Source organism: uncultured Parabacteroides sp. (assembly GCF_902493135.1).
Lineage (GTDB): Bacteria > Bacteroidota > Bacteroidia > Bacteroidales > Tannerellaceae > Parabacteroides.
Genome location: NZ_CABUOD010000011.1, coordinates 91,348 through 117,545, shown reverse-complemented (window position 1 = coordinate 117,545; position 26,198 = coordinate 91,348). Strand labels below are relative to the sequence as shown.

Below are 26,198 nucleotides of genomic sequence, written 5' to 3'. Positions count from 1 at the left end.
ACTTATAATATAGACTTTTATTTTTTAAGCTGTGCTCTTTTATTAATTAAATACACAAAAAGCAACCATACAGCAAAAGTGAACAAGACCCTTTCAAATTTCCCGCAAGGGTAATATTTTTTAAGAAACAGTATTTTTGCTAACCATTTATTATCCAGTAAAATACGGTATTTCGCGTTTTTAGGGGGGATATTGTATTTTTTAATATTCAAATTCGCCCGGCCGGTTCCTCTTTTCCGGTTACGGGAGGAAGCACTGAAAACAGACTCTTGAACTTTGATTTACAAAACCTTTTGAACTATAAGACTTTTCCGTTACTTTTGCCGGCTGGAACCAGGAAGTCGAACCTTTAATGGAAATTCCGGAGTTCGATTTTTTGGTTTACGCTAATACTAAATCCATCAATTCATTCTCCTCCTTTTTCATACACCGGAAAGTTAACCTACGGTTTTTTAATAACATTAATACACAACAATAAAAATGGCAAGACCCATAAGAAAGGGGCTCGACTATTTCCCGTTGGACACCCATTTCATGTCCGACCGGAAAATACAACGCCTTGCGCAACGATACGGATGCAACGGCATCTGCATCTACCTCGCCATCTTGTGCGAGATCTACGGCGGGAACGGATACTACGCCCGCTACGACAGCGATTTCTGCTTCGATATCGGTTTCACGACCGGAGAGGACGAAACGCTTGTGAAAGATGTGATCGGATTCTGTGTGCAGATCCGCCTCTTCGACAGCGAATTGATGGAATACCGGCAGATACTCTCGTCCGTCGGCATCCAACAACGTTTCGAAGAGATCAGCCGGCGGACGGCCGTACGGATCGACACGGACATCAACCTGCTTGCCCCCCGAAAATTGCCGGCAGACAAAAACGGGACTACTGCGCCCCATGAGGAAGTTAATGTGACAGAAACCACCGTTACTGCTGCAAAAACCGCCGATCATGAGGCTGATGCCGGAGTTATTGCAACGGAAACAGGTGTTTCTGCCGCAAAAACCCCGGTAAATATAAATGGAAATATAAATAAAAATACTACACAACATGGCGGATTTTATGGAAATCAATCATCAAACGATCATGGGGAAGCAGCCCGACGGGCAGAAATCCTCCGCATGGCTCAAGAAGCAACAAAAGGCTGCTGACATGCGCAAACGCTACGGGCCGGCCGAACAGTTCCTGAAACTGTTCACCCCCGACCTGCAAATCGCCACCGCACGCAACGAGGCACGGGCTTATCTCGGCTTCGCCCCGTCGCTCGAGGTCATGGCCGAAGGCTACGGCTGGCAGACCGTCATCGTCTGGCTCTGCATCCAGATCGAGAATCTCAACAACTTCACCGGCGTACGGGAAAAGATGACGGTCGCACGCCAGAAGGACCTGGCGGCACTGATACTGGCGGAATACCCGAACCTGAAGGCTTCGGAAATCCTGCTCTTCTTCCATCGTCTCAAATGCGGGCGCTACGGACGGTTCTACGGGATGGTGGACGCGTTGTTCATCACCTCCTCGCTCCTGCAATTCACGGAGCAGCGACGCGCGGACATCATCCGTTACAAAGAGGAACAATCGCGCCTCGAAAAGGATGCATTGCCTGCTGTCGATACGGGAAAGTGCATCACTCGTGAAGAATATTTCAAACAAAAACGTTTAAAAGAAAACAAGAATGGATAAGGACAGAATCTACGGCCATGCCGAACTGGCCATGCTGTATTTCAAAAATATACAGCCGAAATCGGCAGCAAACCACTATCCTCGTCGACCATTTGGGCGACCCGGAAACCTGGAAAATCAAATAACAACCGCCGCCGGTAAGGCTTTCCTCCTCTTCGACTTCCCGGATCCTGCCCGCAAAGGGCAGTTTATGCCGACTTATACCGACAAATAGCGACACTCGCCGACTGATGCCGATTCCTGTTCTCGCTATCCTCATACCTTCGCTTTTGAGAATTAAAAATTAAAAGTTAAGGATGATGAGAAAAATTAATTTGATTGTCTTGCATTGTTCCGCCACGAGGGAGACACAGGACTACACGCCCGAACAGTTGGAACGCGACCACAAAGCACGCGGGTTCGTCCGGGCCGGCTACAACTACTACATCCGCCGCAACGGACAAATCGTCTCCATGCGGCCTCTCGAACAAATCCCGGCGCATGTGAAGGGCTACAACCGCAACAGCATCGGCATCTGCTACGAAGGCGGTCTGGATGCCGCCGGCAATCCTGAAGACACCCGGACGGACGAGCAAAAGGAATCGCTCAAAATTTTGCTGAAAATCTTGAAAATAAGGTTTCCGATGAGCAGGATATGCGGACACCGTGATTTAGGGGCCCGGAAAGCCTGCCCTTGTTTTAATGCGGAGGAAGAATATGCGGGACTGTAGGAAAATGCACCATCCGTTCACCTGCCAGCTGGCCGTAGCCATCGCGCTGTCGCTGGCAGGGGTCACGTTGCTGTTCATGGGATTCTGGTGCTCACCGGCAGGCGAGATACATAATTCCGTATTGGTCGGGTTCGGCGAAATATCCACTTTCGCCGGCGCGTTGTTCGGAGTCGACTATACATATAAATACAGATATGGGAAACGGGATGATAGGGAATGAATGGCTTCGGTTCATGGCCGGATGCCTGCTGACGGGACTCATCCTGCTCCCGACAGCCTGCTCGGTACGGAAACAGCAGGAAAAATCAGTACGGCGGCAGGTGGAAAGTGTCCGCCTGTATACGGACAGCCTCTCCTTCACCCGTGGACGGCAAACGGAGTGCGAGGACCTCCGCCTCTATGAAATGATCCGCCTCTCTCCTCCCGACAGCGCAGGCAGGCAATATGTCTCGGCGGTCGTCCGCAGCCGGACAGCCCGTAACCGGCGTTCCTACACGCAGGACAGCCTGCAGCGGAACATCGTCGGGACGACCAGGCTCAAAAAGGAAAACCACTCAGCCGAAATAACCAAAAAACGGCGAGACCCGCTTTCCATTTGCAAATGGGCAGCTGGGATCATCGCCGTAATCGGGAGTATCGTCATAGTGCGCCGCAGGTCCGTCCGCCCTGCGTAGGCACTGGGATCAGGAAAGGGATCAGCGTTCGGCAACAGGGACGTACTTCAGTTCTTCGAGGACGTTCTTGTAGGCCGGGCGGATGATGCGCTTGCCTTCGAAGTTCAACTCTTCGATGCGGTGGGCGGTCCATCCGACGATACGTGCCATGGCGAACAGAGGCGTGTAGATTTCCTGCGGCAATCCGATCATTTCATACACGAAGCCGGAATAGAAATCGACGTTCGAGGAGACGCGTTTCTTCGTTCCTTTATGTTTGGCGAAACATTCGATGGCACGCGATTCGAGCAATTCGAGGAAAGCAAACTCTTCTTCACGCCCTTTTTCCTTCGCGAGATCGCGTGCCAGCTCTTTCAATACGACGGCACGGGGATCGGAAATCGTATAGACGGCATGTCCGATACCGTAGATCAGGCCGGTCTTGTTATACGCCTCCTTGTTCAGCATCCGCATGAAATAGGTGTCTATCTCGTCCACGTTCTTCCAGTCGGCAATGTTTTCTTTCAGATGATGGAACATATCGACAACCTGGATATTGGCTCCCCCGTGCAACGGGCCTTTCAGCGAACCGATGCCGGCGGCGATGGAAGAATAGGTGTCCGTGCCGGTCGAGCTGGTCACACGGACGGTAAACGTGGAGTTGTTACCTCCGCCATGTTCGGCCTGCAGGACAAGCAGCAGATCGAGCGTACGGGCTTCCAGGTCGGTGAAATCTTTTTTCAGCATGTGAAGGAAGTTCTCCGCAATCGAAAGGTTTTCATGCGGGTGGCGGATATGCAGCGAACGGCCTTGCTGGCTATGCCGGTAAATATTGTAGGCATAGGCGATGATGGTCGGGAAACGGGAGATCAGTTCGATCGACTGGCGCATCAGGTTGTCGCGCGAGGTATCGTCGGGATTCGGGTCGAACGTGTACATTTCGAGGACGCTGCGGGCCAGGATGTTCATGATGTTCTGCCCCTCCAAGTCCAAGATATTCATCTTCGTCTTCTGTTCGAGCGGCATGTTGTCGCAGATCAGTTCCTTGAAGCCTGCCAGTTCTTCCTTGTCGGGCAGTTTACCGGACAGGAGCAGGTAGGCAACTTCTTCGAAGCCGAAACGTTTCTCCTTGATCAGCCCGTGCGCGATGTCTTCCACATCGTATCCGCGGTAAAACAGTTTTCCGGGGATCGCTTTCAGGCCGCCTTCAGGCAGGCGTTCGTAGCCCACCACGTTACCGACTTTCGTCAGTCCGACCAGCACGCCCGTACCGTCTTCGTTACGAAGGCCGCGCTTCACATTGTACATCGGGAACAGTTCGTTGTCGATCTTGCACGCATCCTTGGATGCATCGGACAATTTGTAAATGATATATTCCTTTTTCATCGTAATAAATTTTAATCGGTTTAATTCGTCTCTTGTCGCAACTATAAAATAGACATGATATATTCACCAAACTCTTTGGTTCCGAGAGATTGCCCGTTCGGCATGAAGCGGGCGAGATCGTGGGTGGCCTTCCCTTCGGTGAAGGCGTGTTCGAGCGCGGCGGTTATCAGTCGCCCGGCCTCGTTCCATCCCATATATTCGAGCATCATGACGGAAGAGAGCAGGAGCGAGCAGGGATTGACGACGTTTTTGCCGGCGATGTCGGGCGCCGTCCCGTGTGTCGCTTCGAAGATCGCATAGCCGCTGTCGTAGTTGATGTTGGCTCCCGGCGCGATGCCGATGCCGCCGACCATCGCCGCCAACTGGTCGGAGACGTAATCGCCATTGAGGTTCAGCGTGGCAATCACCGAATATTCTTCCGGCACGAGAAGGGTGTTCTGGAGGAAGGCGTCGGCAATCACATCCTTGATGACGACCTTTCCGGCTGCTTCGGCATCCAACAGGGCGGTAGCGGCGGCATCCTCTCCTTTTTCCTTTTTGATCTTCTCATACTGGGGCCATGTAAAAGTCCTGTCGGGGAATTCGCGTTCGGCCAACGCATATCCCCACAGTTTGAAGCCGCCTTCCGTAAACTTCATGATGTTTCCTTTATGCACCAACGTGACGCTGGGCAGGCGGTTGGCCAGGGCAAATTCGATGGCGGCGCGTACGAGACGTTCCGTGCCCTCGATCGAAACAGGTTTCACGCCGAAGGAGGAAGTTTCGGGAAAACGCACCTTCGTCACTCCCATCTCTTCCGTCAGGAATCGGAGGAATTTGCGGGCTTCGGGCGTTCCTTGCAGCCATTCGATTCCGGCGTAGATATCTTCGGTATTCTCGCGGAAGATATACATATCGACTTTTTCCGGTTCTTTGATGGGAGTCACGACCCCGCGGAACCAGCGCACCGGACGGAGGCAGACATAGAGGTCGAGGGTTTGCCTGAGGGCGACGTTCAGCGAACGGATGCCACCGCCGATAGGGGTGGTCAACGGCCCTTTGATCCCGATCATATATTGGCGGAAAGCCTCCATCGTCTCGTCGGGCAGCCAACTGCCGGTCTGCTTGAAGGCTTTCCCGCCTGCCAGCACTTCCTTCCATTCGATCGCCCGTTTGCCGCCATACGCCCTACCGACCGCTTCATTGACAATGCGCTGGCAGACCGGCGTGATCTCCGCACCTACCCCGTCACCTTCGATAAACGGGATCACTACTTTATCGGGGACATGGAGGATTCCGTTTTGTTTTATAATCTTATTCATAATCTTCATTTCTTATTTTTATAAATTAATTCTATTACTTTTCTCTTGAAAGAAAAGTAACCAAAAGTTCAAGGCCGAACCTGCTTCGCTACTCCGTTCCCTCCGTTCGCTGTCGCGTCTGAAACTCGCTTCGCTCAGACAGCAGACGCTCCGGACGCTCACTCCGGTCTCTGCGCTTAACGCTCACCAGCTTAGGCCGGAAATAGAGCCTGACGGCTCTTTGGGGATGGCCGATACCGCCTGCCATATAGGTGTCAGTATCGGCCATCCCAAGAGAAAGCGGAGCTTTCTTGGAAAGGCCTAAGCGGACGGGCGTCAAGCGGAGGACAAAGGTGAAGCGTCCGGAGCCTGCGCTGTCTGAGCGAAGCGAGTTTCGCAGGCGACAGCGGAGCCTTTGCCCGGAGTAGACCGGACGGTTCAGCCTTGATCTTTTGGTTACTTTTCCATCAAGGGAAAAGTAATAAAGTATTCAACGCCGCGCCCGCTTTAAACCATTTTATCTGCAACTCATTATAGGTATGATTCACGGCGAACGATTCTTCCGTGCCGTCGGCATGGTAAAGGATTGCCGTTAGCGGCTTTCCGGGGGCGAACTCCTTCAGGCCGATGATCGAGATCTTGTCTTCTTCACGCACTTTCTTATAATCATCCTTATCGGCGAAAGTGAGGGCAAGCATACCCTGCTTTTTCAGGTTCGTTTCATGGATGCGGGCGAAACTCTTGGCCAGGATCACTTTCACATTCAGGAAACGGGGTTCCATAGCGGCATGTTCGCGGGACGATCCTTCGCCGTAGTTTTCTTCCGCTACGACGATAGATGAAATACCCTTTGCCTTATACTGTTTAGCGACGGCCGACACTGCCTCATACTCGCCGTTCAGCTGGTTCAGCACGCTGTTTGTCTTACCGTTGAAAGCATTCACGGCGCCCATCAGCATATTGTCCGAAATATTCTCCAGATGGCCGCGGAAACGGAGCCAGGGACCAGCCATCGAGATATGGTCGGTCGTGCATTTGCCTTCGGCCTTCAGCAACAGCGGCATTTCGATCAGGTCTTTGCCGTCCCAGGGAGCAAAAGGTTTCAGCTCCTGCAAGCGGTTGGATCCGGGATCGATCACTACCCCGGCATCTTTGCCTGTCGGGGCTACGTACCCGTTGTCTTTCACTTCGAATCCTTTCGGCGGGAAGTCGGTGCCTTCCGGTTCTTTCAGTTTCACTTCGCGGCCGTCGGCGGTCTTCAGCGTATCGGTCAGCGGGTTGAAACAGAGGTCTCCGGCAATGGTCAACGCCAGCGTCAGTTCCGGGGAAGCGACAAAGGCATGCGTGTTCGGGTTGCCGTCTGCCCGTTTGGCGAAATTACGGTTAAAGGAGGTGACGATGGAGTTTTTGCGCGTATTGTCGTCGGTATGCCGTTTCCACTGCCCGATACACGGACCGCAGGCATTGGCCATAATCGTCGCGCCGATTTTCTCGAAATCGCCGAGGATACCGTCCCGTTCGGCCGTATAGCGTATCTGTTCGGAGCCGGGGTTGATAATCAGCGGGGCTTCCACCGGTATCTTGTCTTCGGCTGCCTGGCGGGCGATCGAAGCGGCACGGCTCAAGTCCTGGTAGGACGAGTTCGTGCAGGAACCGATCAGTCCGACTTCCATCTTACGAGGCCAACCGTTCTCCTTCACTTTGGCGGCAAATTCGGAAATAGGCGTTGCCGCATCCGGTGTGAACGGGCCGTTGATATGCGGTTCCAGTTCGGACAGGTTGATGACGATCACGCGGTCGTAGAAAGAATCCGGCTGTGCCCGTACGTCCATATCGGCTTCCAGATAATCGGAGATGGCTGTCGCCCACTCGGCAACACTATCGCGTCCGGTGGCACGCAGGTAAGCGGCCATGTTCAGATCGAACGGGAAAAGGGAAGTCGTGGCGCCTACTTCGGCTCCCATGTTACAGATCGTCGCTTTCCCCGTCGCCGACAAGGACGCGGCCCCCGGGCCGAAATATTCGATGATGGCATTCGTTCCTCCCTTCACGGTGAGGATTCCGGCCAGTTTCAGGATCACGTCCTTCGGGGAGGCCCATCCGCTCAGGCTGCCGGTCAGTTTCACACCGATCAGTTTCGGCATCTTCAGTTCCCATTCCATGCCGGTCATCACATCGACAGCGTCAGCGCCGCCTACACCGATGGCGATCATACCCAGACCGCCCGCATTTGGCGTATGCGAGTCCGTGCCGACCATCATGCCGCCGGGAAAAGCGTAGTTCTCAAGCACCACCTGATGGATAATGCCGGCTCCCGGTTTCCAGAAGCCGATACCGTACTTGTCGGAAACGGATTTCAGGAAATCGTAGACCTCGCTGTTGCTCTGCGTAGCCGTTGCGATATCTGTCTTGGCTCCCATATTCGCCTGGATCAGGTGATCGCAGTGCACGGTGGCGGGAACGGCCGATTTGTTTTTTCCTGCGTTCATGAACTGGAGCAACGCCATCTGAGCGGTCGCATCCTGCATCGCGACACGGTCGGGGCGGAAATTCACATAATCTTCGCCACGGCGGAAAGGACGGATGTCCGATTCGTCATACAAATGTGCATATAAGATTTTTTCGGCCAGGGTCAACGGACGGCCGACGTGTTTGCGGGCTGCATCCACCCGCTTCGGGAAATTAGAATAAAAGCTTCTCAGCATGTCAATGTCGTACACCATATCTATTCTTTTTATTAGTTAGCAATTTCATTCATGTTTCATACAAATATACCGGTTCGTAACCACCCATCGTGTAATATTTAAGACACCATACTATTTGTTATCTCATTTCTTACTTTTAACAAAAGTAGTGTTTATATAAACACCTTTTATTCAATAATTTCTATTGATTGATAAAGGGTATCTATGAGAACGGGCTCCCACTGCGTCCAATAATAGAACGTAGCGGGAGCCCGTTTTGTTCAAAGGCTTTATTTATTTCTTCAACGATTCTTTCCATTTGTCCGCATAGCTGTGCAGGATGGAGGCGATCCCCTCCCCGATACGGACATAATCTTCACGTTTCAGATTGGCAAGCGAACAGCGGATGGACCACTCCGGCGCATCGAACCCGCCGCCGTTGAGCAATACCAGCGAAGTTTCCTGCGCCAGGCGGAACACGACGTCTACCGGCTCGTAGTTTTCCTGCAGGTAGGCAACGAAATCATCCCCGTAAAACTTCTTTGCCCAGACCAGCATATCGATTTCGCTGTAGTAGCCGGCACGCAACGGATCGTCGAGCAATGTGAAACCGGTACTTTCCCAAAGCGTATGGAGGCGGTCGTGAATGATCTGCTGCATCTTCGTCTTATAAGTATTCTCGCGGTCCAGCAGGGAGAAGGAGGCAAAGAGCGCCATTTGCGTCTGTTGCGGCAACGAAAGACCGGCGGTATGGTTCAGGGCGACCTGGCGGCTGTCGGCAACCATGCGGTCGATGAAACGGATTTCCTCCGGATGGAGCGAAATACTGCTATAGCGTTTGTCCAACTGCTCTTTCTGCCCGTCCGGCAGTTCCTTCAGCATCCGGTCGTATATATTATCTTCGTGCAGCGCGACAACAGCCAGGCGCCAGCCGGTCGCTCCGAAATATTTGGAGAAGGAATAGACGCAGAGGGTGTTCTCCGGCAATTCCGCCATGATCGAACGGAAATGGGGAATGTAAGTCGCATAAACATCGTCGGTAATGATCATCAGGTTCGGATTGTCATTGCGCACGATATCTACGATACGCTCCATCAGACCGTCTGTCAGGCCGTACGATGGCGGATTGCTCGGATTGACGATAAAGGCGGCCTTGACAGACGGGTCTTTCAGGATGTCCAGGTCTTTTTCCTTGTACTGCCAGGTGTGGTAGCCGTCTTTTGTCATTTTACAAGCGTGGATTTCGGTTACATCGAATAAGTAGCGGGCTTGTTCCGGTATCTCTATATAAGGAGTGAACACCGGGGCAAACAGGACGATCTTGTCGCCTTTGTCGAGAAGGAAATTTTGTTGCAGGGAATCGAATATATAGCACATCGCGGCTGTTCCCCCTTCGGTGGCGAAGAGATCGAACTTCCCTTTGGGCGGGCGGTTGTCGCACAACTCCTGCTTCAGGTAGTCTTCGACCAGTACTTCCGTATATTTCAGGATGCGGTCCGGAACGGGATACTGGTCTCCGATGACGCCTTCCGCCCATTCGTGTACGAGGTCGTTCTCATCGACGCCTTTCTCGTTCACAAGGTAATCGTAGGTATCCTTCAGCAACGCCATGCCGGGAGAACCGGCGTGTTTCGTCAGGAATTGCGTGAAACGGGTGGCGACACGTTTCTTTTCGGGGATGCCGGCCAGTCCGACCATCTCCTCGGCATATTCGGAAGAACGGGCACATTCTTCCAGTCCGAACTGGCCGAGCAGGAAAAAGGCTTCGCGGGGTACGGTGCTGATCCAATTCGGATTGCCGCGTCCTGCGTTCAGCATGATATGCGTACTCTTGCGGGCGCTTTCGTCCGCAAGGTCTATCAGGATATTTTTCAGTTCGAAGGGACTGATCTCTGACATTTTCTTTTCGTATTCACGAGTGATTTTGTGTTCCATAAAGAAATAACTTGTTTATTGAATAGAATATATAAATTGCGAGGCCTTTTCTTAGGTGGTATGCCACCTACGGTAATAGGTGATATGCCACTTAAGCTAATAGGTGATACCCCACCTAAGCTAACAGGTGATACCCCACCTAAGGCAAGGGGTGGCATGCCACCTGAATTTCAGGTCATCAAAAGGACGATCACGACTCCCCAGATGATCAACAGGGTATTGCCGACCGCGTATGTCACCGTATAGCCCAATGCCGGCGTCTGGCTCTCCACGGCATCTTCCACAGCACCCAAGGCAGCTGTGGTCGTACGCGCTCCGGATGTACAGCCCAACGTAATGGCCGGATGGAACTTAAAGACATATCTTCCCAACAGCACACCGACGATCAGCGGGATAGCGGTAGCCAACGCACCGATAAAGAAGAGGCTGACGCCGACCTCCTTCAACCCGGTGACAAAACTCGGCCCGGCTGTAATGCCGACAACGGCGATGAACATGTTCAGCCCGACGTTATTCAGCACCCAAAGGGAAGGCTCCGGGATTCGTCCGAAAGTAGGATGCTTGGAACGCAACCATCCGAAGACCAACCCGGCGATCAAGGCGCCGCCGCTCGTACTCAGACTGATGGGAACACCACCGAAATGGATTGCCAAAGAACCCACGACACCTCCGAGGAAAATTCCGAGGCCGACGAAAATCATATCCGTCTGGTTGGTCGGGCGGTCGGCATAGCCTAACGTATCGGCTGCCGCATTCACCTCCAATTTCGTACCGACCAGTTCCAGCATATCGCCGGGATCGATCACCGTGGCGGCCAAAACCGGTATGTTGATGCCGGCACGTTTGATGCTCTTGATACTGACACCGTGCATAACCGGCAGTTTACGCAGTTTGGCGACTGTCATGCCTGCATATTTCTTGCGGGAAATCAATACGGGCAGAGTTTCGGCCGGAAAGTCCAGCAACTCGATATCATTGACTTCATCGCCGATCCAGTCCTCCTCTCCGATCACAAATTCACGTCGGCCGCTGAGCACGACTTCGTTTCCTTTCAAGAGCATCCGGTCGGGTTTCGCATCCCGGATCACACCATCGATACGGACCCGCTCGACGAAGAGGCGTCTTCCCTGTCCCTCCAGATAATCTTCCAACTCCTTCACGGTCTTTCCCGCCCCGAACCAGTCGTTGCTGATCTTGTAGGCGCGGAACGTGATCGGACGGGCGGCAGGCATGAAGCCCGGTTGTTCGCTTTCGTCATCCGAACCCATTTTGGCTTCCAGCTCGCGACAGGCTTTCTTGACCGATTCGATCCCTCCCAACAGACGGGGAGCGATGTCGCTCATGATCCAGGCGGAACCGGCCGTACCGAAAATATAAGAGACGGCATAGGCAACCGGCATGACATTGATCATGTCCGTTTTATCTGCCGCCGGTATGCCCAACTGGTTGATCGTATCTTCGGCCACACCGAGCACGGCGGATATCGTCTGTGAACCCGCCAGCAGGCCGGCAGCCTCTCCGGCAGAATAGCCCATGATCTTCGCCAGCACAAACGGGGCCAGCAAACAGAACAGGCACATCACGACGGCAAACAAAACCTGTGGCAATCCCTCCTTTTTCAATCCCCGGAAGAATTGCGGACCGACACTATACCCTACGGCAAACAAGAACATCAGGAAAAACACCGATTTCAGCGGGGCTCCGATATCGATATGCAATTGCCCGATCAACACACCGACCAGCAAGACGCTGGTCACTGTCCCTAACGTAAACTTTTTAATTTTGAACTTACCGATCCAGAAGCCGAAAGCCAGCGTGAGAAAGATGGCAAGCTCCGGGTAATGCCGGAGCAAATTGGCAAACCATTCCATATATCTATTTTTTTTGGCGTTAATAAAATTGATAATGAAACACGACAGGGGAAAGAGTTGTTGTGTTAAACCAAAATAAAAAAGCTGCCGCAGATCCTACTCTGCGACAGCTTCCCATAGATTATATGATCTGAAGAAGGCTATCCCCCGATCGTCGTTTCGATCCCGTAACCGGCGAATATCTTCCGGCAACGTCCGACCGTCTCGTCCGAAGGGGCAGCGAAAGCATATTGATCCGGATTGTAGACCGTACCCAACTTTTCATGCTTGCCTTTGCCAATGTCATGATATAAAAGCAGGTTTACAGTCCGGTGCTTCCACGGCAGCGAAGCCAGGAAAGCAGCACTGCGTGTTATATTTTCTTCATCGGCATTCACGCCTTCGATCAAGGGAATACGAAGATAGAAATCGTGCCCGGCTTCCGCAACCATCCGAAGATTGGACAAGATCAATTCGTTCGGGACACCGCAATATTCCGTATGCTTGGCCGAATCCATATGCTTCAAATCGACAAGGAGAAGTTCGCAGTTGTCCATCACGTCGCGTACGATCTCCGGCCGGGCGAAAAGCGTCGTATCGACAGCCCGGTGGATCCCCTGTTCCCCGCAACGGCGCAACAAGTCCAGCAAGGGTCCGGGATGCAACAACGGTTCTCCTCCGCAAAACGTCACGCCCCCCTCCGAACGGTCCATGAAAACGGTCTCCTTCTCAATCTCCTTCATCAAGGCATCGGCCGAATACTCCGTGCCGGATATCTCCATCGCCAAAGCCGGACACACCTCTGCACAGGTTCCGCACAGGGTACAACGTTCCCCGTCCGTCACGATCCCCTCCGGCGTGAGCGTCAATGCCTGCTGCGGACAAGCCTCAACGCACGTCCGGCAACCGATGCATTTCTTTTTCGTATAGAGTTTTTGCTTCCGGCTGGACACCCCTTCCGGATTATGACACCATACGCACGACAGGGGACATCCTTTCATGAAGATCGTGATCCGGATACCCGGTCCGTCGTTGATGGCGTATCGTTTTATATCAAATATCAGCATTTTTTTCAATGGACAATGGACAATAGTCCATTCGTTAAAACGTTTCCTGTTCCGTCCGCATGATCACATCCGCCTGCAGATCGGCATTCATGTCGTTGAAATAATCGCTGTAGCCGGCTACTCGAACCAGAAGGTCACGATAATCTTCCGGGCATTTCTGGGCGGCATAAAGCGTCTCCGTATCGACGATATTGAACTGGATGTGATGTCCGCCCAAAGCAAAATAGCTACGGATCAACGAAGACAACTTGGAGATGTCTTCCTCCCGCTTCAGCAGGCTCGGCAGGAAACGCTGGTTCAGCAACGTTCCGCCACTCTTCACCTGGTCGAGCTTGCCGAGAGACTTGATAACGGCAGACGGTCCGTGCGTGTCGGCGCCATGAGACGGAGACGTACCGTCCGAGATGGCACGTCCGGCCAAACGTCCGTTAGGAGTCGCCCCCATCACCTTGCCGAAATATACGTGACAGGTGGTAGACAGCATATTCAGATGGAAACATTCGCCTTTCGTGTTCGGCTTTCCTTCGATCGTATCATACAAATCATCGAACACCTTCACTGCGATGCTGTCGGCATACTCGTCATCGTTGCCGAAGAACGGCGTGCGGTTCAGGATCGTCTGTCTCATCGCCTCGGCCCCTTCGAAATTATCAGCCATTGCTTTCAGCAGTTCATCCATCGACCAGCGTTTATCTTCAAATATATGTCTTTTCAGCGTCGCCAGGCTGTCGGTGATCGTGCCGAGCCCCGTGCACTGGATATAGGTTGTGTTATAGCGCGGGCCGCAGTTGTAGTAATCCCGTCCTTTCGCTATGCAATCGTCGATGAAAAGAGACAGGAAAGTGGCCGGCGCATATTTGGCAAACATGCGGTCGATATAGTTGCTCACACGCACCTTCATATCCACAAAATAGCGGACCTGCTTCATGAAAGCGGCATACAGTTCGTCATAGCTGCCGAAACCGCGCGGATCGCCCGTTTCCAGTCCGACCTTACGTCCTGAAACCGGATCGACGCCGTTGTTGAGCGTCACTTCCAAAATCTTCGGCACATTCAGGTAACCGGTCAGCACATACGCCTCCTTGCCGAACGCCCCGACCTCGATGCAACCGCTGCAACCGCCTTCACGTGCATCATGCAACGATTTTCCCTGGCGCATCAACTCCTGTATATACACATCCGGATTGAAAACAGAGGGATAGCCATGCCCCTGGCGGATCACCTTGCAACCGGCCCGCAGGAAACGTTCCGGCGTACGGGCACTGATATGGATGGCACTGCCGGGTTGCAGGATATGCAGTTCCTCGATCGTTTCGAGCATGATATAGGAGACTTCGCTCACCCCGTCGCTGCCATCGGCCTTCACCCCGCCGATATTCAGGTTCGTAAAATCGTTATATGTACCGCTTTCCTTAGCCGTGATGCCGACTTTGGGAGGAGCCGTATGGTTGTTCACCTTGATGAAGAAGCACGACATCAGTTCCTTTGCCTCGTCGCGGGTCAGTGTGCCGTCGGCAATCCCCTTTTCGTAGAAAGGAGCCAGATGCTGGTCGAAATGTCCGGGATTCATCGCGTCCCAGCCGTTCAGTTCGGTGATCGTCCCCAAGTGGACGAACCAATACATCTGGATCGCCTCCCAATAGTTGCGGGGAACATGGGCCGGAACCCAACGGCAAACTTCGGCGATACGGCGCAGCTCGGCCGCCCGTTTCGGGTCTTTCTCCGTCAGCGACATTTCATCGGCAAGATCCGCATGCCGTTCGGCTAACAGGATGGCGGCGTCGCACGAGATAGACATGGCGGTCAGTTCCTCCTGCTTGTCGGTCGCTTCGGGATCGTTCATGAAATCAAGGCCGTCCAGTTCTTTCCGGATACGTTCCTTCAAATCCAACAATCCGTACTTATACACCTTTCCGTCCAAAGCGGTATGTCCCGGAGCGCGTTGTTCCATAAATTCGGTGAACATCCCCACCTCATAGGCATCTTTCCATTCCTGGGGCACATGGCTGAAGATACGTTCCCGCTGCGTGCGCCCTTTCCAGTAAGGGATCACTTCGCGTTCATAAGTGTCGATGTCTTCCTGGCTGATCGTATAACGCTGCAATTCACGCGTGTTCAGGACATGCAAGTCCTCCACACTATGGCAGGTCAGTTCCGGGAAGGTCGGCACACATTTCGGTTTCGGTCCGCGTTCGCCCACGATCAGTTCGTCTTTGCCGATATAGATCGTCTTCTGCTTGCAGATCTCATAAAAATTCATGGCCCGAAGAATCGGAATCGGATATTTTCCGTAGTTTTCCTTGTAGAAACGAGTTTCTATCAAAGCGCGTTCAATAGACAGGGAGGGCTCGGCATCGAACGTTTCTTGGCGAAGACGTTTGATCCGGTCATTCATTCCATAAGCATTTGCCTCTACTGCGGGGGCGAAATTGGATGCACTGTGCGGTGCTCGTTGAGCTGTGATTGTAGTCATATTATATAAAAGACAATTTTTTATTCGATTATTTTAATCTGATAAATTCCGGACAAAATGATACAGAGATAAAACCATCGGCGCAAGCCAATGACTTCAGATACCCATACAAACCGAAAGAACTCTTGCCTGGGAACGGCAAAAGGGAAAGGAAAAACCGCCTGTCAAGAAATCAGGCAATTGAACAGTCGTCTATAAGATTTAACGAACATATCGTAATAATTTAAAATCAGCACTCGGTATTAAGTGTATGATTGCAGCAAATATAGACATTTTTCCATAAAAACAAAAGAAATCATATTTATTTAATAAAACCCGGCGCACACCGTCTTGTAAGAAAGATCGATCAAGCGATCCCATACGCCTTCAACTTATTGTAAAGCGTTTTACGGTCAATTCCCAACAACCGGGCGGCCTTGGTCTTATTGTTGCCGGCTTCCTGCAGGGCGCGTTTGATCATTTCGCATTCGTGCGATTCGTTTTTCAGCTGGATATTGACCGGAGCCGAAACCGGGCCGGCAGTCAGTTCTTCAGGAAGTTCGTTGCGGGTAATATAGCGGCCGGTCGCCAACAGAGTGGCATACTTAATGGCGTTCTTCATCTGGCGCAAGTTGCCCGGCCACGGATAAGACTGGAAAATCCGGATCACTTCATTGTCAAAACCGATAATATCTTTCTGCAATTCCATATTGGCCTGGTCCAGGAAGTTGTCGGCAAACAGCAAAAGGTCTTCTTTCCGCTCTTTCAAGTCGGGGATGCGGACTGTGAACTCGTTGATACGATGATATAAATCTTCACGGAAATCCCCCTTATCGATCGCAGAACGCAGGTTCTCGTTTGTCGCGGAGATAAGACGGACATTGATCGCGATCTCCTGATTGCTGCCGACCGGTTTTACCTTCCGCTCCTGCAAGGCACGTAGAAGCTGCACCTGCACTTCATAGGACAAGTTACCGATCTCGTCCAGAAAGATCGTACCACCCTGGGCGGCGACAAAAGCCCCTTCTTTATTATCGATAGCTCCGGTAAACGAACCTTTCACATGCCCGAAAAATTCGGATGCGGCCAAGTCTTTCGGGATAGCCCCGCAGTCAACGGCTATAAAAGGAGCTTTCTTGCGGTTGCTCTGTTCGTGGATGCGGCGGGCGACATACTCTTTCCCCGTACCGCTCGAACCGGTAATCAATACGGACATATCCGTCGGAGCGACCAGGCGCACATGCTCGTAGAGCTGGCGGGCTGCCGGGCTTTGTCCCTCCACATACCGGCCATGCGTTCCTCCCGACGGTTCGGGACGTTTGGCCGAAGGCACAAGGCGTTCCGGCTTTATCACATCCCTGATCTTGCCTAAAAGCTCTTCCGGGTTCAACGGTTTGGCGATATAATCGGACGCCCCCGACTTGATTGCTTGCACGGCGGTTTGTATCTCCGCATAGCTGGTCATCATAATCAGGGGAATTGCAAAATTGTTTTCTTTTATCCATTTCAACAGATCGATCCCATCCCCGTCCGGCAAACGCAAATCAGACAGGATCAAATCGAAAGAGGCATCCTCTATCCGGCTTCGTGCATCTGAAACCGATGATACCGAACTGACCTCGAACCCTTTCTTCCCCAGCCAGGTTTTCAGCATCAACGAGAATGTTATATCATCTTCTAAAATCAGAATAGACGGCATATCGTTCTTTTTTGTTTCGTACACAAAGATAACTAAGAAATCCCGCTTGCCGCATTTTTTAATTCTTAATTTTTAATTCTTACTTCGAAAAAGCCCACGTCGCCCTTTTCCATGCCCCTTCGAACGGACCCTGCTTGAATCTCTTCAACCACCAATGGCAGAAGCCCAACTGGAGGACGAACAGCAGGACACCCACTCCGAAGCTGGCTGTCGTTCCTAAAACATTGTAGAGCGACAAACCGTAGCCGAAATAAACGAACGATCCGATAATGGATTGTGTCAGGTAGTTGGTCAAACTCATCTTTCCGTACGGAACCAAGCCGTGCAGCACTTTATGAGGCGAAACTTGTTGCCACAGAAAGACGAAACAAGCAACTAACACGCACATGAAAGAGAAATTGCGGAAAGACGACACAACCGTGCTCATCGGAGTGAGCATCGCCTTATTGGGGATCATATCCGGAAGAGAAGCCGTAATGAAATACAACGGGACAAAGCAGACCGCACCGATAACCAGCGTCCGCATCCAGAAAACACGATGTTCGGACAGGTTGACAAACAACTGCCTGCGCCCGATCAGCATCCCCAACAGGAACAAAGAGGCAGTCTGGAAGAAACGTCCGTACCCCCACGCCCACAACAGGCTGAACAGCTGGCCGTCCCAGAGGTTGGACTTGACCATCGCCCAGAAATCCGGCTGCGCCAGGAACGGATACATGCGTTGGCTGTGAACATACCATACGCCGGCTGCCGGCACATAGTCGGGATTCATCATCGCATAGAAAAACTTGCCGAGTTCAATCGGTTGGAGCATCAGGATAATAGCGGCTATGAGGACCGCACGGTCGCCCCATTTGCAGACTATCACGAGCACCACACCGATTATGGAATAAAGGACTAATATGTCGCCGGGGAAAAACGCCCCGTTGAAACATCCGATAATGAACAAAAGGAAAAGCCGCCACAGGAAACGCAGACGGAAGTCTTTGCCTTTCTTCGCCTGGTTGTTATATTGGATGAAGAAACTGAACCCGAACAGCAGGGAGAAAATCGCGTAAGCCTTTCCGGAAAAAAGGAAAAACAAGGTTTCCCATATTCCTTTATCCATCGCCTCCATAAAGGCCGAAGAAGCTGGCGGGAAGTCATAAAAATTAAAATGTTCGATGTTGTGCAGTAACATAATAGCCATAACGGCAAAACCGCGTAGTGCATCCACCACCTCGATACGAGGCGACTTAGCCAAAAGTCCGTGCTCCATGATAATGATTTATGATTTTTAATTTATGATTTATGATTTACGGGGGCAAAAGTAGGCAAAGAAGTCATATAAAACAAAAAAAGCGCCCTTATAGGCGCTCTTTTTGTTTGCAGACTTAAAATAGATACTCGAACATAGTAACTTTAAAACGGTTTTTTAATGTAGAAACGTCCACTTCCGCTTCTCACTTATGGAAGAAGCGAATATCGTGCCAAACCCAGTCCGGTACACGGCCTGTTTTTATAACCCACTCTATTCTAACAGATAAGTCAACCATAATGTTTTACGAAGGCTAATTATTGCAACATCACGAATGGGGAATCGTGGACATATATGGGGAATTTTTCTACAGATACCGTTCCACAGCCCGGCCCACGACGACGCCCGCCAGCCGGATCACCTCGGATAAGATCCGTTTCCAACCGTCGTCTGTCAGCGCTTCGTCGTTCTTCTCAAGGATTCTCAGCTGGGCCACCAAGTCGGAAGCTCCCAACATGGTGAAAAGAGGGATCATCTTATGGGAGATTTTGGCAGCCGGACCCCGTTCGGTCTTCTCCAGGGCTTGTTGCAGCAACGAAATGCTCTTGTTCGTCTCCTCGGCAAAGGTCCGGATGATGGAGGCGGAGGCTTCTTTGTCTTCGCCGGCAAAAGCGGTGAGCGAATCAAAATCGAATTCAGGCGACACCTCGGCTTGTATATCGGCCTGCAACAGGTTATTCAACAAGGCGATCAACTGCTTAGCCGTGAAAGGCTTGTTCAGGAAGCCGGTAAAACCGGCTTCCAAGTAGTGGGTATGCTCGTTTTCCACACTGGCCGAAAGTGCGATGACGGGCACGGTGTCCGTTCCGGGGACACCCGACGAACGAATGGCGTCGAGCAGGCCGTAGCCATCCATGCCCGGCATCTGTATATCGGTTATGATCGCGTCGAAAGAGCTATTGCGCAAAATATCGACCACGGCAAACGGATTCGAGCAACTGGCGACCTCCACATGATTCCGTTTCAAAAACTCTTCCGTCAGCGCCAGCTGCAACGGATCGTCGTCGACCAGCAAACAAAAGATTTCGCGACCTCCGAAGCTCCCGTCCTCCGTTTCGTCTTCCTCTACGGATGGCGGGGCAGGCAATGTCTGCACTTCCGACTCCTGCAACGGCATGACAATCGTAAAATCGCTTCCCTTCCCCGGAACACTCTTTAGCGACAAGGTCCCTCCCATCAGCTCGATCAGCTTGCGGGTGATGGAAAGTCCGAGCCCGAAACCTTCTTCCTTTTCGGTTCCCGACAAGCGGGCGAACTCGCCGAAAATCCTTTCCTGCTCTTCTTCCGGAATCCCCGTGCCGGAATCGGAAACGACAATTGACAATCGAGAATCGGCAGTTGACAATTTGACCACCAGCACGACGCGGCCTTCATGCGTGAACTTGATGGCGTTGGACAATAGGTTGCCGACCACCTGGCGGAGGCGTATCGGATCACCGGAATAGATGCGATCCATCCCCTCCTCCTTCATATTCAGGACAAATGCCAGCCCCTTCGCCTCGGCTATCGGACGGAAGCTCCCGTATATTTCGTTAAAAAGCGTACGCACGCTGAAAGGCACGTCCTGTATCTCCATCTGTCCCGATTCCAACCGGTGAAAATCGAGCAAACCGTTCACCAACGAAAGGATATGGTCGGCCGACCCGGTCATGTTTTCCAAATAATACCGTTGCCTTTCGTCCGGATGGCGGCGCAGCAGCAGTTCGATATAGCCGATTATGGACGAGAGCGGCGCCCGTATATCGTGGCTGATCGTCAGCATCAGCTTCTCCCGGCTATGGAGCAGGTCTTCGGCATATTGCTTGGCTTTCTCCAATTGCTGCCGGTAATACTGGCTCCTGGAGATATCGCGCGTGATCAGGATGATGAAGACTACCACGATGATCAGCGACAGGACGGCGATGCCGCCAATGAGATAAGAGGTTTCGCGCAGCACCTCCTGTTTCTTCACGACACGCTCCATCGACGCGTTCATCTCCTCTTCTTCTATATCACGCAACATCTGGTTGATCCGGCTCGTGATGATGCTGTTATCATAACGCAGGTTGGCAGCGCGTTCCAAGAGCTGGTCGACAAGCTGTTTGCGCTGGTCGGCCACGCTGTCCTGCAAGTTTTTCAGGACCGTCACGATCGTGTCTGCCGGGTTGAAGGCGTTCACCAGCGTGTCGGTCACGATCTGGCGGGTCGTATTCACGACAACGGCCGAATCTGCTTTGGGCGGCGAAAACACATCGGCAAGGCGACGGAAAAAACCGCGGGGCTTATGGGTCTGAGGAGTCTTTACGGAATCCTGGTGCACGATCACGCGTTCCTGTATCTCGACCTGCCGGATCATCGTATCTTGCCGGGCGATCACTTTCTCGATGTTTTGGGTGTACAGATGCTCCGCGTTCGTCTCGCGCCAGGTTTCCAGCAGGCGGCGCGTGTTCCGTCGCTTCTGTTCGATCAGCATGTCGATCGTGTCGATCTTGGGATACAACGCCGGATTCGATACCAGCGAACGCAGGGAATCCATATTCTGCAAAGCCTTGTTCAGCGTGCGGTTGAAATGGTTGATCTCTCCTTGCGGACGTCCGATCACTTGTCCGAGCGCCTCGCTTTCATACAACAAAGACAAGGTGTTGGTCACGAGATAGACTTTCTCGCTCGATTTGTTGTTCGGGTCGTCTTCGCCGGCAAACCGTTCGATGATGTTATAGATGTAAACGACCGAGCACACGGCTATCAGGATCAATAACAAGTACCCCAATATGACTTTACTTGTAATATGCCCGTTCTGTGCGCTCATCAGTCTTTCTTATAGTCCATTTCCCATTTGTCCAACATAATGAAATCCGCTTTCTTCAACCCGACCTTCCAGAACGGGACCGGTTCGTCATGGTCGCCGAGGAACATACGGTCGCGCACGGCAAAAGCGGGATGGGTCAGGGCCAGCGTGGAATCGGATACCGAAGTCCGGACACCGGCGATGTCCAAGACCGTATGGAACACGCTGTTCGTGCTGACCGGATAAGCGCCGTGAGACATCGCCGTCCGGTATTTCTCCGGGAAAACCTCCCGGTAATCGTCCGAAAACCAGATGATGTACGGGATATGGAGCTGATAGTAAGTCGGTATCGGCGAAGCATGCAGGTAGCGGGCACGCGAATCATCGAAAATATCTTCTCCGTGATCGCTCAGATAGAGCATCGACGAACAGACCTGCTTCTTTTTCAGCATGTCGACGATTTCTCCCAAGACATAATCCGTATAATAGATCGAGTTGTCGTAGGCATTGCGCAGTTCCTTCTTATAGGATTGGCGGATGCCTTCGGCCTTATCCGGCGTATAAATCCGGAATTCGTCCGGATAACGTTCGTGATAATTGAAATGCGACCCGTAGGTGTGGAGGACGATAAACATATCCTCGTCCGATTTGTCCAGTTCCTTTTCCAGATACGGCAAAAGGGCGGCATCGTGCAGCGAGGTCAGATACGACCCGGTGTTGAACGTGCTCATATCGATAAACGTATCGGCCTCGCGGTAGAAAGCCCCGATCATCGAAGTGGTCAGTTTCTGGTTGGCGATGACGAGCGTGCGGAAACCGGCTTCCTTGAAAGCGGTGACGATGCTTTTCTCGTCGTAAATCACGCCATAGTTCTCCGCGCTGGCGGCAGACAGGATGATCGGAACGCTCTTGTGCGTATTGTTGGATTGCGTCACGACATCCGCAAAATGGACCAGGCCGTCGAGCCCTTTCATCCGCGGGGTCGTATTGCGTTCATATCCGTACAGGCTCCATTCCATTGCCCGCGAAGTCTCTCCCACCACAAGCACGTAAATCTCCCGTTTGCCATCCGCCTGTCCCGTCCGGACCGAGTTGAACTTGAAATCGGCGGAAGAAACGGAATAGTTGGCATTCTTGTTCGATTTGGTAATCGCGAAATAGAGGTTATAAAGCGCATTGACCGGATAGACATCGTTCTTGAGCGAGAAACTGTGCTTTTGCCAAGAAGGCAGGAAACAGAGCAGCACCCCCACTCCGAAAAGCCCCAAGCTTCTGGACGCCCACCGCTTGCGGAACACGGCGGTCAGCCGGTCTTTCATGCGGATCGAACGCGTGGCCAGCCACAAGGTAGGAAGCGTATAAAAGAAAAAGACGCAAACGATGACAAGAAAAATATTTCCTAATAATTCGCTTGCCTCGGAAGCATTCGAACTTGTCAGGTTCAGGAACATATCCACCGCTATCACCGACTCGCCGAAAAGATACAACAAGACCAGCTGGCCTCCGTCCAGTATGATCTTCGGCAACAGACACCAGACCACCACTCCGGGTTTACGCGCCAGCAGCAGAACTCCCATCCAGAACGCCAACGGCATGACGATGGAAGCAAGGCCCACCGAGACAGGCAGAGGCTCGGTGAACAGGAAGACGCAGTTCGGAATGATGAAAAGCAAGCCGAACAAGAAATATAAGTGTTCCTGTGAAGATATCCAACGCAAAATATTAGTAAAGTACCTCATCGATTTTTGCCTAAAAAGCCTAATTTTATCCACTAATCTTATCCCTTTTTACCGCAGCACTGCTGCAATCGGCAAATGTAGGCGTTATCTACCATATATACATAGAGTAGAAGCACAAAAAAAGTTATTTCAATTTTATTTCAATCCCATTAAAACAAGCCGGATATCATTTCGACACAAAAACAGGCGTTATTGCCTCCTATTAGATATGTTAAAAAATATTACCCTTGCTACTAATTCCAAAAACATGGGGTACTAATCCGATTTACACGGGGGGACATTGACATTTTGATATTTCAAAAATCATGCAATTGCTTTCAATAATCTTGCAATATGCCGGTAGCAGGGCCCTGCAATTTCCGGCTGTCGTTTTTTCTCTTTAACTTCGGGCGGCCGAAGGGGAATTATTCAGAATCATCAACAATAATAAAAAGACAAAATGAAAAGACAAATCATGCTGCTGTCGGCTTGTACGGCCGCTTTGTTGAGCGCTTGTTCGTCGAACACGCGTATCGCAAGCGAAGTATATGCCCCTGCAGCCAAAAACGAATTACGGGCGCCGGCAACACCGCTGGTGACCATCGACCCGTACACCAGCGCCTGGTCGTTTGCCGACCGCCTGAACGAAGAAAGCGTGCGCCACTGGACCGGCCGCAACTTCCCGCTGTTGGGAAGCCTGCGCGTCGACGGCGTTTCATACCGGTTCATGGGAGCGGACAAAGTAGAGGTGACGCCGGTTATCGGCACGGCGGCTTCCGGCTTATGGGAGGCGACCTACACATTCGGCCGGCCGGAAGGGGAATGGACCGCCGTCGATTACGAGGCGAAAGGTTGGAAAACGGGCAAGGCAGCATTCGGGACGGACGACAATCCGTATCGCTCCACTCCCTGGCAGGAAGGCGACATCTGGGTACGCCGCTCGTTCGACTGGCCCGAAGGGACGGACAAAGAAGATCTGTTCCTGCAATATTCGCACGACGACAATATCGAACTGTACATCAACGGCAGGCAGGTTGCAGTGACCGGCAACGGGCTGGATTACGACCTGCTGAAGGAAATCCCGCAGGAAGTGGCCAGCACGTTAAAACCGACGGGGAACATCCTGGCCGCCCACTGCCGCAACAACGGCGGGGGCGCCTATGTGGACATGGGAATCATGAAGAAGGTAAAACGCGGGGATACGTTTGACGACAAAGCGGTCCAGAAGTCGACCACCGTCATGCCGACACAAACGTACTATACGTTCGAATGCGGCCCTGTCGAGCTGGATCTGATCTTCACGGCCCCGATGCTGATGGACGACTTGGAGGCCATGACCGCCCCGTACAATTATATCACGTATCAGGCCCGTTCGTTGGATGGCCGGGCACATGATGTCCGGTTATACCTCGAAGCGACCCCGCAATGGGCCGTCAACACGACAGACCAGCCTGTCACCTTCGAAAAGATCGAAAAAGACGGGTATGTCTATCTGAAGACCGGCTCTGTCGACCAGGAAGTTTTGGGCAAGAAGGGAGACGACCTTCGCATCGACTGGGGCTATTTCTATCTTTCAGCCGCGCAATCTCCGGACGTGACAGTCGCCATCGACGAATACTATGCTGCCAAGAAAGCATTCATGGCCGACGGCAGACTGTCCGGCAAAGCGGAGAATGTGTCTCCGGATATGGAAAAACAGATGACGGTCCTCGCCTACTCCGACAACCTGGGCAAGGTAAACGAAAAGACCGTGTCAGGGCACTTGTTGATCGGATATGACGATCTGTATGCGATCCAGTATTTCAATGACAACCGGATGGCATACTGGAAGCACGACGGGCAGACGGACATTTTCGATGCCTTCGCCAAAGGCCAGAAAGAGTATGCCGGAATGATGAAACGGTGTGCGGACTTCGACGGACGCCTGATGCAGGAAACGGCGGCCGCCGGCGGACAAAAATATGCCGAGCTGTGCGCCCTGGCCTATCGTCAAGCTGTCTCAGCACATAAGTTGGTGACAGACAAGGAAGGCAACCTGCTATTCCTGTCGAAAGAGAATTTCAGCAACGGCTCGATCGGGACGGTCGATATCACCTACCCTTCGGCGCCGCTCTTCTTATGCTATAACCCCGAACTCCTGAAAGGCATGATGAACCCGATCTTCTACTACAGCGAAAGCGGCAAATGGAACAAGCCGTTCCCCTCGCACGATGTCGGGACCTATCCGCAGGCTAACGGACAGACCTACGGCGGCGACATGCCGGTCGAAGAATCCGGCAATATGCTGATCCTCGCAACGGCCATCGCGACAATCGAAGGGAATGCGGATTATGCAGCCAAACATTGGGATGTGTTGACGACCTGGGCCGATTATCTGAAGAAAGAAGGTCTCGACCCGGACAACCAGTTATGCACGGACGATTTCGCCGGCCATTTCGCCCACAACACCAACCTGTCCATCAAGGCGATCATGGGGATAGCCGGCTACGGCAAGATGGCCGGGATGTTGGGAAAGAAGGAGATAGCGGATTCCTACCTGGCGACAGCCCGTGAAATGGCCGGAAAATGGATCTCGATGGCAAAAGACGGAGATCACTATAAGCTGACCTTCGACAAGTCCGGCACATGGAGCCAGAAGTACAACTTGGTTTGGGACCGCCTGTTAGGGCTGAATATTTTCCCTGCGGAAATAGCCGAAGCGGAAACTGCTTATTATAAGACCAAACAAAACAAATACGGCCTGCCGCTGGACAATCGCGAGGATTATACCAAATCCGATTGGATTCTGTGGAGCGCCTGCCTGACCGGCAATGCGGCCGATTTCGAAGCGCTTGTGCTTCCGGTCTGGAAGTACGCCAACGAAACGACCTCACGCGTCCCGTTGAGCGACTGGCATTACACTTCCGACGGTACGCAACGCGGATTCCAGGCCCGTTCGGTCGTCGGCGGCTACTATATGAAACTGCTGGAAGAAAAACTGAAATAATTTGTAATGAAGGTGTGTCAAAACTCC

Annotated in this window: 18 protein-coding genes; 7 read left to right on the top strand and 11 right to left on the bottom strand. The window is 52.2% G+C overall.

Annotation, left to right across the window (positions count from 1 at the left end; genetic code table 11):
* Window positions 1-480: 480 nt before the first annotated feature.
* The 6 genes from RDN79_RS07360 (at window position 481) to RDN79_RS07335 (ending at window position 3,071) form a co-directional block, all read left to right on the top strand.
* Window positions 481-1,158 (top strand): DUF4373 domain-containing protein, encoded by a 678-nt coding sequence (locus tag RDN79_RS07360; RefSeq protein ID WP_298548326.1) that lies wholly within the window; start codon window positions 481-483, stop codon window positions 1,156-1,158.
* A complete protein-coding gene (locus RDN79_RS07355) occupies window positions 1,058-1,687 on the top strand; it encodes a DUF6633 family protein (protein ID WP_308573072.1) in 630 nt (209 codons plus the stop codon). The genes RDN79_RS07360 and RDN79_RS07355 overlap by 101 nt, the downstream gene beginning before the upstream one ends.
* Window positions 1,680-1,901 carry a hypothetical protein gene (locus RDN79_RS07350; RefSeq protein ID WP_298548331.1) on the top strand — a complete coding sequence of 74 codons (222 nt, stop codon included), beginning with the start codon at window positions 1,680-1,682 and terminating at the stop codon, window positions 1,899-1,901. Before RDN79_RS07355 ends, RDN79_RS07350 begins: the two co-directional genes overlap by 8 nt.
* Window positions 1,902-1,986: 85 nt before the next feature.
* Entirely contained in the window at window positions 1,987-2,397 is a 411-nt protein-coding gene (locus RDN79_RS07345; protein WP_298548333.1) for an N-acetylmuramoyl-L-alanine amidase, read from the top strand.
* On the top strand, window positions 2,384-2,617 hold the full coding sequence (locus tag RDN79_RS07340; protein WP_255489033.1) for a hypothetical protein: 234 nt from the start codon (window positions 2,384-2,386) through the stop codon (window positions 2,615-2,617). Before RDN79_RS07345 ends, RDN79_RS07340 begins: the two co-directional genes overlap by 14 nt.
* Window positions 2,592-3,071, top strand: a complete 480-nt coding sequence (locus RDN79_RS07335; protein ID WP_298548338.1) for a hypothetical protein — start codon at window positions 2,592-2,594, stop codon at window positions 3,069-3,071. The genes RDN79_RS07340 and RDN79_RS07335 overlap by 26 nt, the downstream gene beginning before the upstream one ends.
* Window positions 3,072-3,092: 21 nt before the next feature.
* Here RDN79_RS07335 and RDN79_RS07330 read toward each other — a convergent pair whose 3' ends face one another.
* From RDN79_RS07330 to RDN79_RS07280, 11 genes are all read right to left on the bottom strand, one after another.
* Window positions 3,093-4,436 carry a citrate/2-methylcitrate synthase gene (locus RDN79_RS07330; protein ID WP_298548341.1) on the bottom strand — a complete coding sequence of 448 codons (1,344 nt, stop codon included), beginning with the start codon at window positions 4,434-4,436 and terminating at the stop codon, window positions 3,093-3,095.
* 41 nt (window positions 4,437-4,477) lie between these two features.
* Window positions 4,478-5,737: an NADP-dependent isocitrate dehydrogenase gene (icd, locus tag RDN79_RS07325; protein ID WP_298548344.1), complete on the bottom strand. Its 1,260-nt coding sequence runs from the start codon at window positions 5,735-5,737 to the stop codon at window positions 4,478-4,480.
* A 446-nt stretch (window positions 5,738-6,183) separates the two neighbouring features.
* Window positions 6,184-8,439 (bottom strand): aconitate hydratase, encoded by a 2,256-nt coding sequence (locus tag RDN79_RS07320; RefSeq protein WP_298548348.1) that lies wholly within the window; start codon window positions 8,437-8,439, stop codon window positions 6,184-6,186.
* Between the two features lie 255 nt (window positions 8,440-8,694).
* Window positions 8,695-10,335 carry a bifunctional aspartate transaminase/aspartate 4-decarboxylase gene (locus RDN79_RS07315; protein WP_298548350.1) on the bottom strand — a complete coding sequence of 547 codons (1,641 nt, stop codon included), beginning with the start codon at window positions 10,333-10,335 and terminating at the stop codon, window positions 8,695-8,697.
* A gap of 170 nt (window positions 10,336-10,505) precedes the next feature.
* Window positions 10,506-12,206, bottom strand: coding sequence for an aspartate-alanine antiporter (aspT, locus tag RDN79_RS07310; protein WP_298548352.1), 1,701 nt, complete (start codon window positions 12,204-12,206; stop codon window positions 10,506-10,508).
* A gap of 140 nt (window positions 12,207-12,346) precedes the next feature.
* Complete coding sequence (locus tag RDN79_RS07305) at window positions 12,347-13,252, bottom strand: glycyl-radical enzyme activating protein (RefSeq protein WP_298548354.1); 906 nt, start codon at window positions 13,250-13,252, stop codon at window positions 12,347-12,349.
* 34 nt (window positions 13,253-13,286) lie between these two features.
* The gene (gene hypD / locus RDN79_RS07300) at window positions 13,287-15,725 is read right to left on the bottom strand and encodes a trans-4-hydroxy-L-proline dehydratase (protein ID WP_298548356.1); all 2,439 of its coding nucleotides are present in this window, start codon (window positions 15,723-15,725) and stop codon (window positions 13,287-13,289) included.
* Between the two features lie 346 nt (window positions 15,726-16,071).
* Window positions 16,072-17,403 (bottom strand): sigma-54 dependent transcriptional regulator, encoded by a 1,332-nt coding sequence (locus RDN79_RS07295; RefSeq protein ID WP_298548358.1) that lies wholly within the window; start codon window positions 17,401-17,403, stop codon window positions 16,072-16,074.
* Window positions 17,404-17,482: 79 nt separating this feature from the next.
* Window positions 17,483-18,661: a DUF418 domain-containing protein gene (locus tag RDN79_RS07290; protein WP_298548360.1), complete on the bottom strand. Its 1,179-nt coding sequence runs from the start codon at window positions 18,659-18,661 to the stop codon at window positions 17,483-17,485.
* A gap of 346 nt (window positions 18,662-19,007) precedes the next feature.
* Complete coding sequence (locus RDN79_RS07285) at window positions 19,008-21,488, bottom strand: ATP-binding protein (protein WP_298548363.1); 2,481 nt, start codon at window positions 21,486-21,488, stop codon at window positions 19,008-19,010.
* Window positions 21,488-23,206: a phosphoethanolamine transferase gene (locus RDN79_RS07280; RefSeq protein ID WP_298548364.1), complete on the bottom strand. Its 1,719-nt coding sequence runs from the start codon at window positions 23,204-23,206 to the stop codon at window positions 21,488-21,490. The genes RDN79_RS07285 and RDN79_RS07280 overlap by 1 nt, the downstream gene beginning before the upstream one ends.
* A gap of 439 nt (window positions 23,207-23,645) precedes the next feature.
* Here RDN79_RS07280 and RDN79_RS07275 point away from each other — a divergent pair, with 439 nt between their 5' ends.
* Window positions 23,646-26,171, top strand: a complete 2,526-nt coding sequence (locus tag RDN79_RS07275) for a glutaminase domain-containing protein (protein ID WP_298548367.1) — start codon at window positions 23,646-23,648, stop codon at window positions 26,169-26,171.
* Window positions 26,172-26,198 lie beyond the last annotated feature (27 nt).

Excerpts from the sequence above, each read along its gene's own strand:
- icd (WP_298548344.1), bottom strand. The coding sequence starts at position 5,737 with ATGAATAAGATTATAAAACAAAACGGAATCCTCCATGTCCCCGATAAA.
- RDN79_RS07340 (WP_255489033.1), top strand. The coding sequence starts at position 2,384 with ATGCGGGACTGTAGGAAAATGCACCATCCGTTCACCTGCCAGCTGGCC.
- RDN79_RS07335 (WP_298548338.1), top strand. The coding sequence starts at position 2,592 with ATGGGAAACGGGATGATAGGGAATGAATGGCTTCGGTTCATGGCCGGA.
- RDN79_RS07290 (WP_298548360.1), bottom strand. The coding sequence starts at position 18,661 with ATGGAGCACGGACTTTTGGCTAAGTCGCCTCGTATCGAGGTGGTGGAT.
- RDN79_RS07320 (WP_298548348.1), bottom strand. The coding sequence starts at position 8,439 with ATGGTGTACGACATTGACATGCTGAGAAGCTTTTATTCTAATTTCCCG.
- RDN79_RS07315 (WP_298548350.1), bottom strand. The coding sequence starts at position 10,335 with ATGGAACACAAAATCACTCGTGAATACGAAAAGAAAATGTCAGAGATC.
- RDN79_RS07280 (WP_298548364.1), bottom strand. The coding sequence starts at position 23,206 with ATGAGGTACTTTACTAATATTTTGCGTTGGATATCTTCACAGGAACAC.
- aspT (WP_298548352.1), bottom strand. The coding sequence starts at position 12,206 with ATGGAATGGTTTGCCAATTTGCTCCGGCATTACCCGGAGCTTGCCATC.
- RDN79_RS07345 (WP_298548333.1), top strand. The coding sequence starts at position 1,987 with ATGAGAAAAATTAATTTGATTGTCTTGCATTGTTCCGCCACGAGGGAG.
- RDN79_RS07295 (WP_298548358.1), bottom strand. The coding sequence starts at position 17,403 with ATGCCGTCTATTCTGATTTTAGAAGATGATATAACATTCTCGTTGATG.
- RDN79_RS07330 (WP_298548341.1), bottom strand. The coding sequence starts at position 4,436 with ATGAAAAAGGAATATATCATTTACAAATTGTCCGATGCATCCAAGGAT.
- RDN79_RS07360 (WP_298548326.1), top strand. The coding sequence starts at position 481 with ATGGCAAGACCCATAAGAAAGGGGCTCGACTATTTCCCGTTGGACACC.
- RDN79_RS07305 (WP_298548354.1), bottom strand. The coding sequence starts at position 13,252 with ATGCTGATATTTGATATAAAACGATACGCCATCAACGACGGACCGGGT.
- RDN79_RS07355 (WP_308573072.1), top strand. The coding sequence starts at position 1,058 with ATGGCGGATTTTATGGAAATCAATCATCAAACGATCATGGGGAAGCAG.
- hypD (WP_298548356.1), bottom strand. The coding sequence starts at position 15,725 with ATGACTACAATCACAGCTCAACGAGCACCGCACAGTGCATCCAATTTC.
- RDN79_RS07285 (WP_298548363.1), bottom strand. The coding sequence starts at position 21,488 with ATGAGCGCACAGAACGGGCATATTACAAGTAAAGTCATATTGGGGTAC.
- RDN79_RS07350 (WP_298548331.1), top strand. The coding sequence starts at position 1,680 with ATGGATAAGGACAGAATCTACGGCCATGCCGAACTGGCCATGCTGTAT.
- RDN79_RS07275 (WP_298548367.1), top strand. The coding sequence starts at position 23,646 with ATGAAAAGACAAATCATGCTGCTGTCGGCTTGTACGGCCGCTTTGTTG.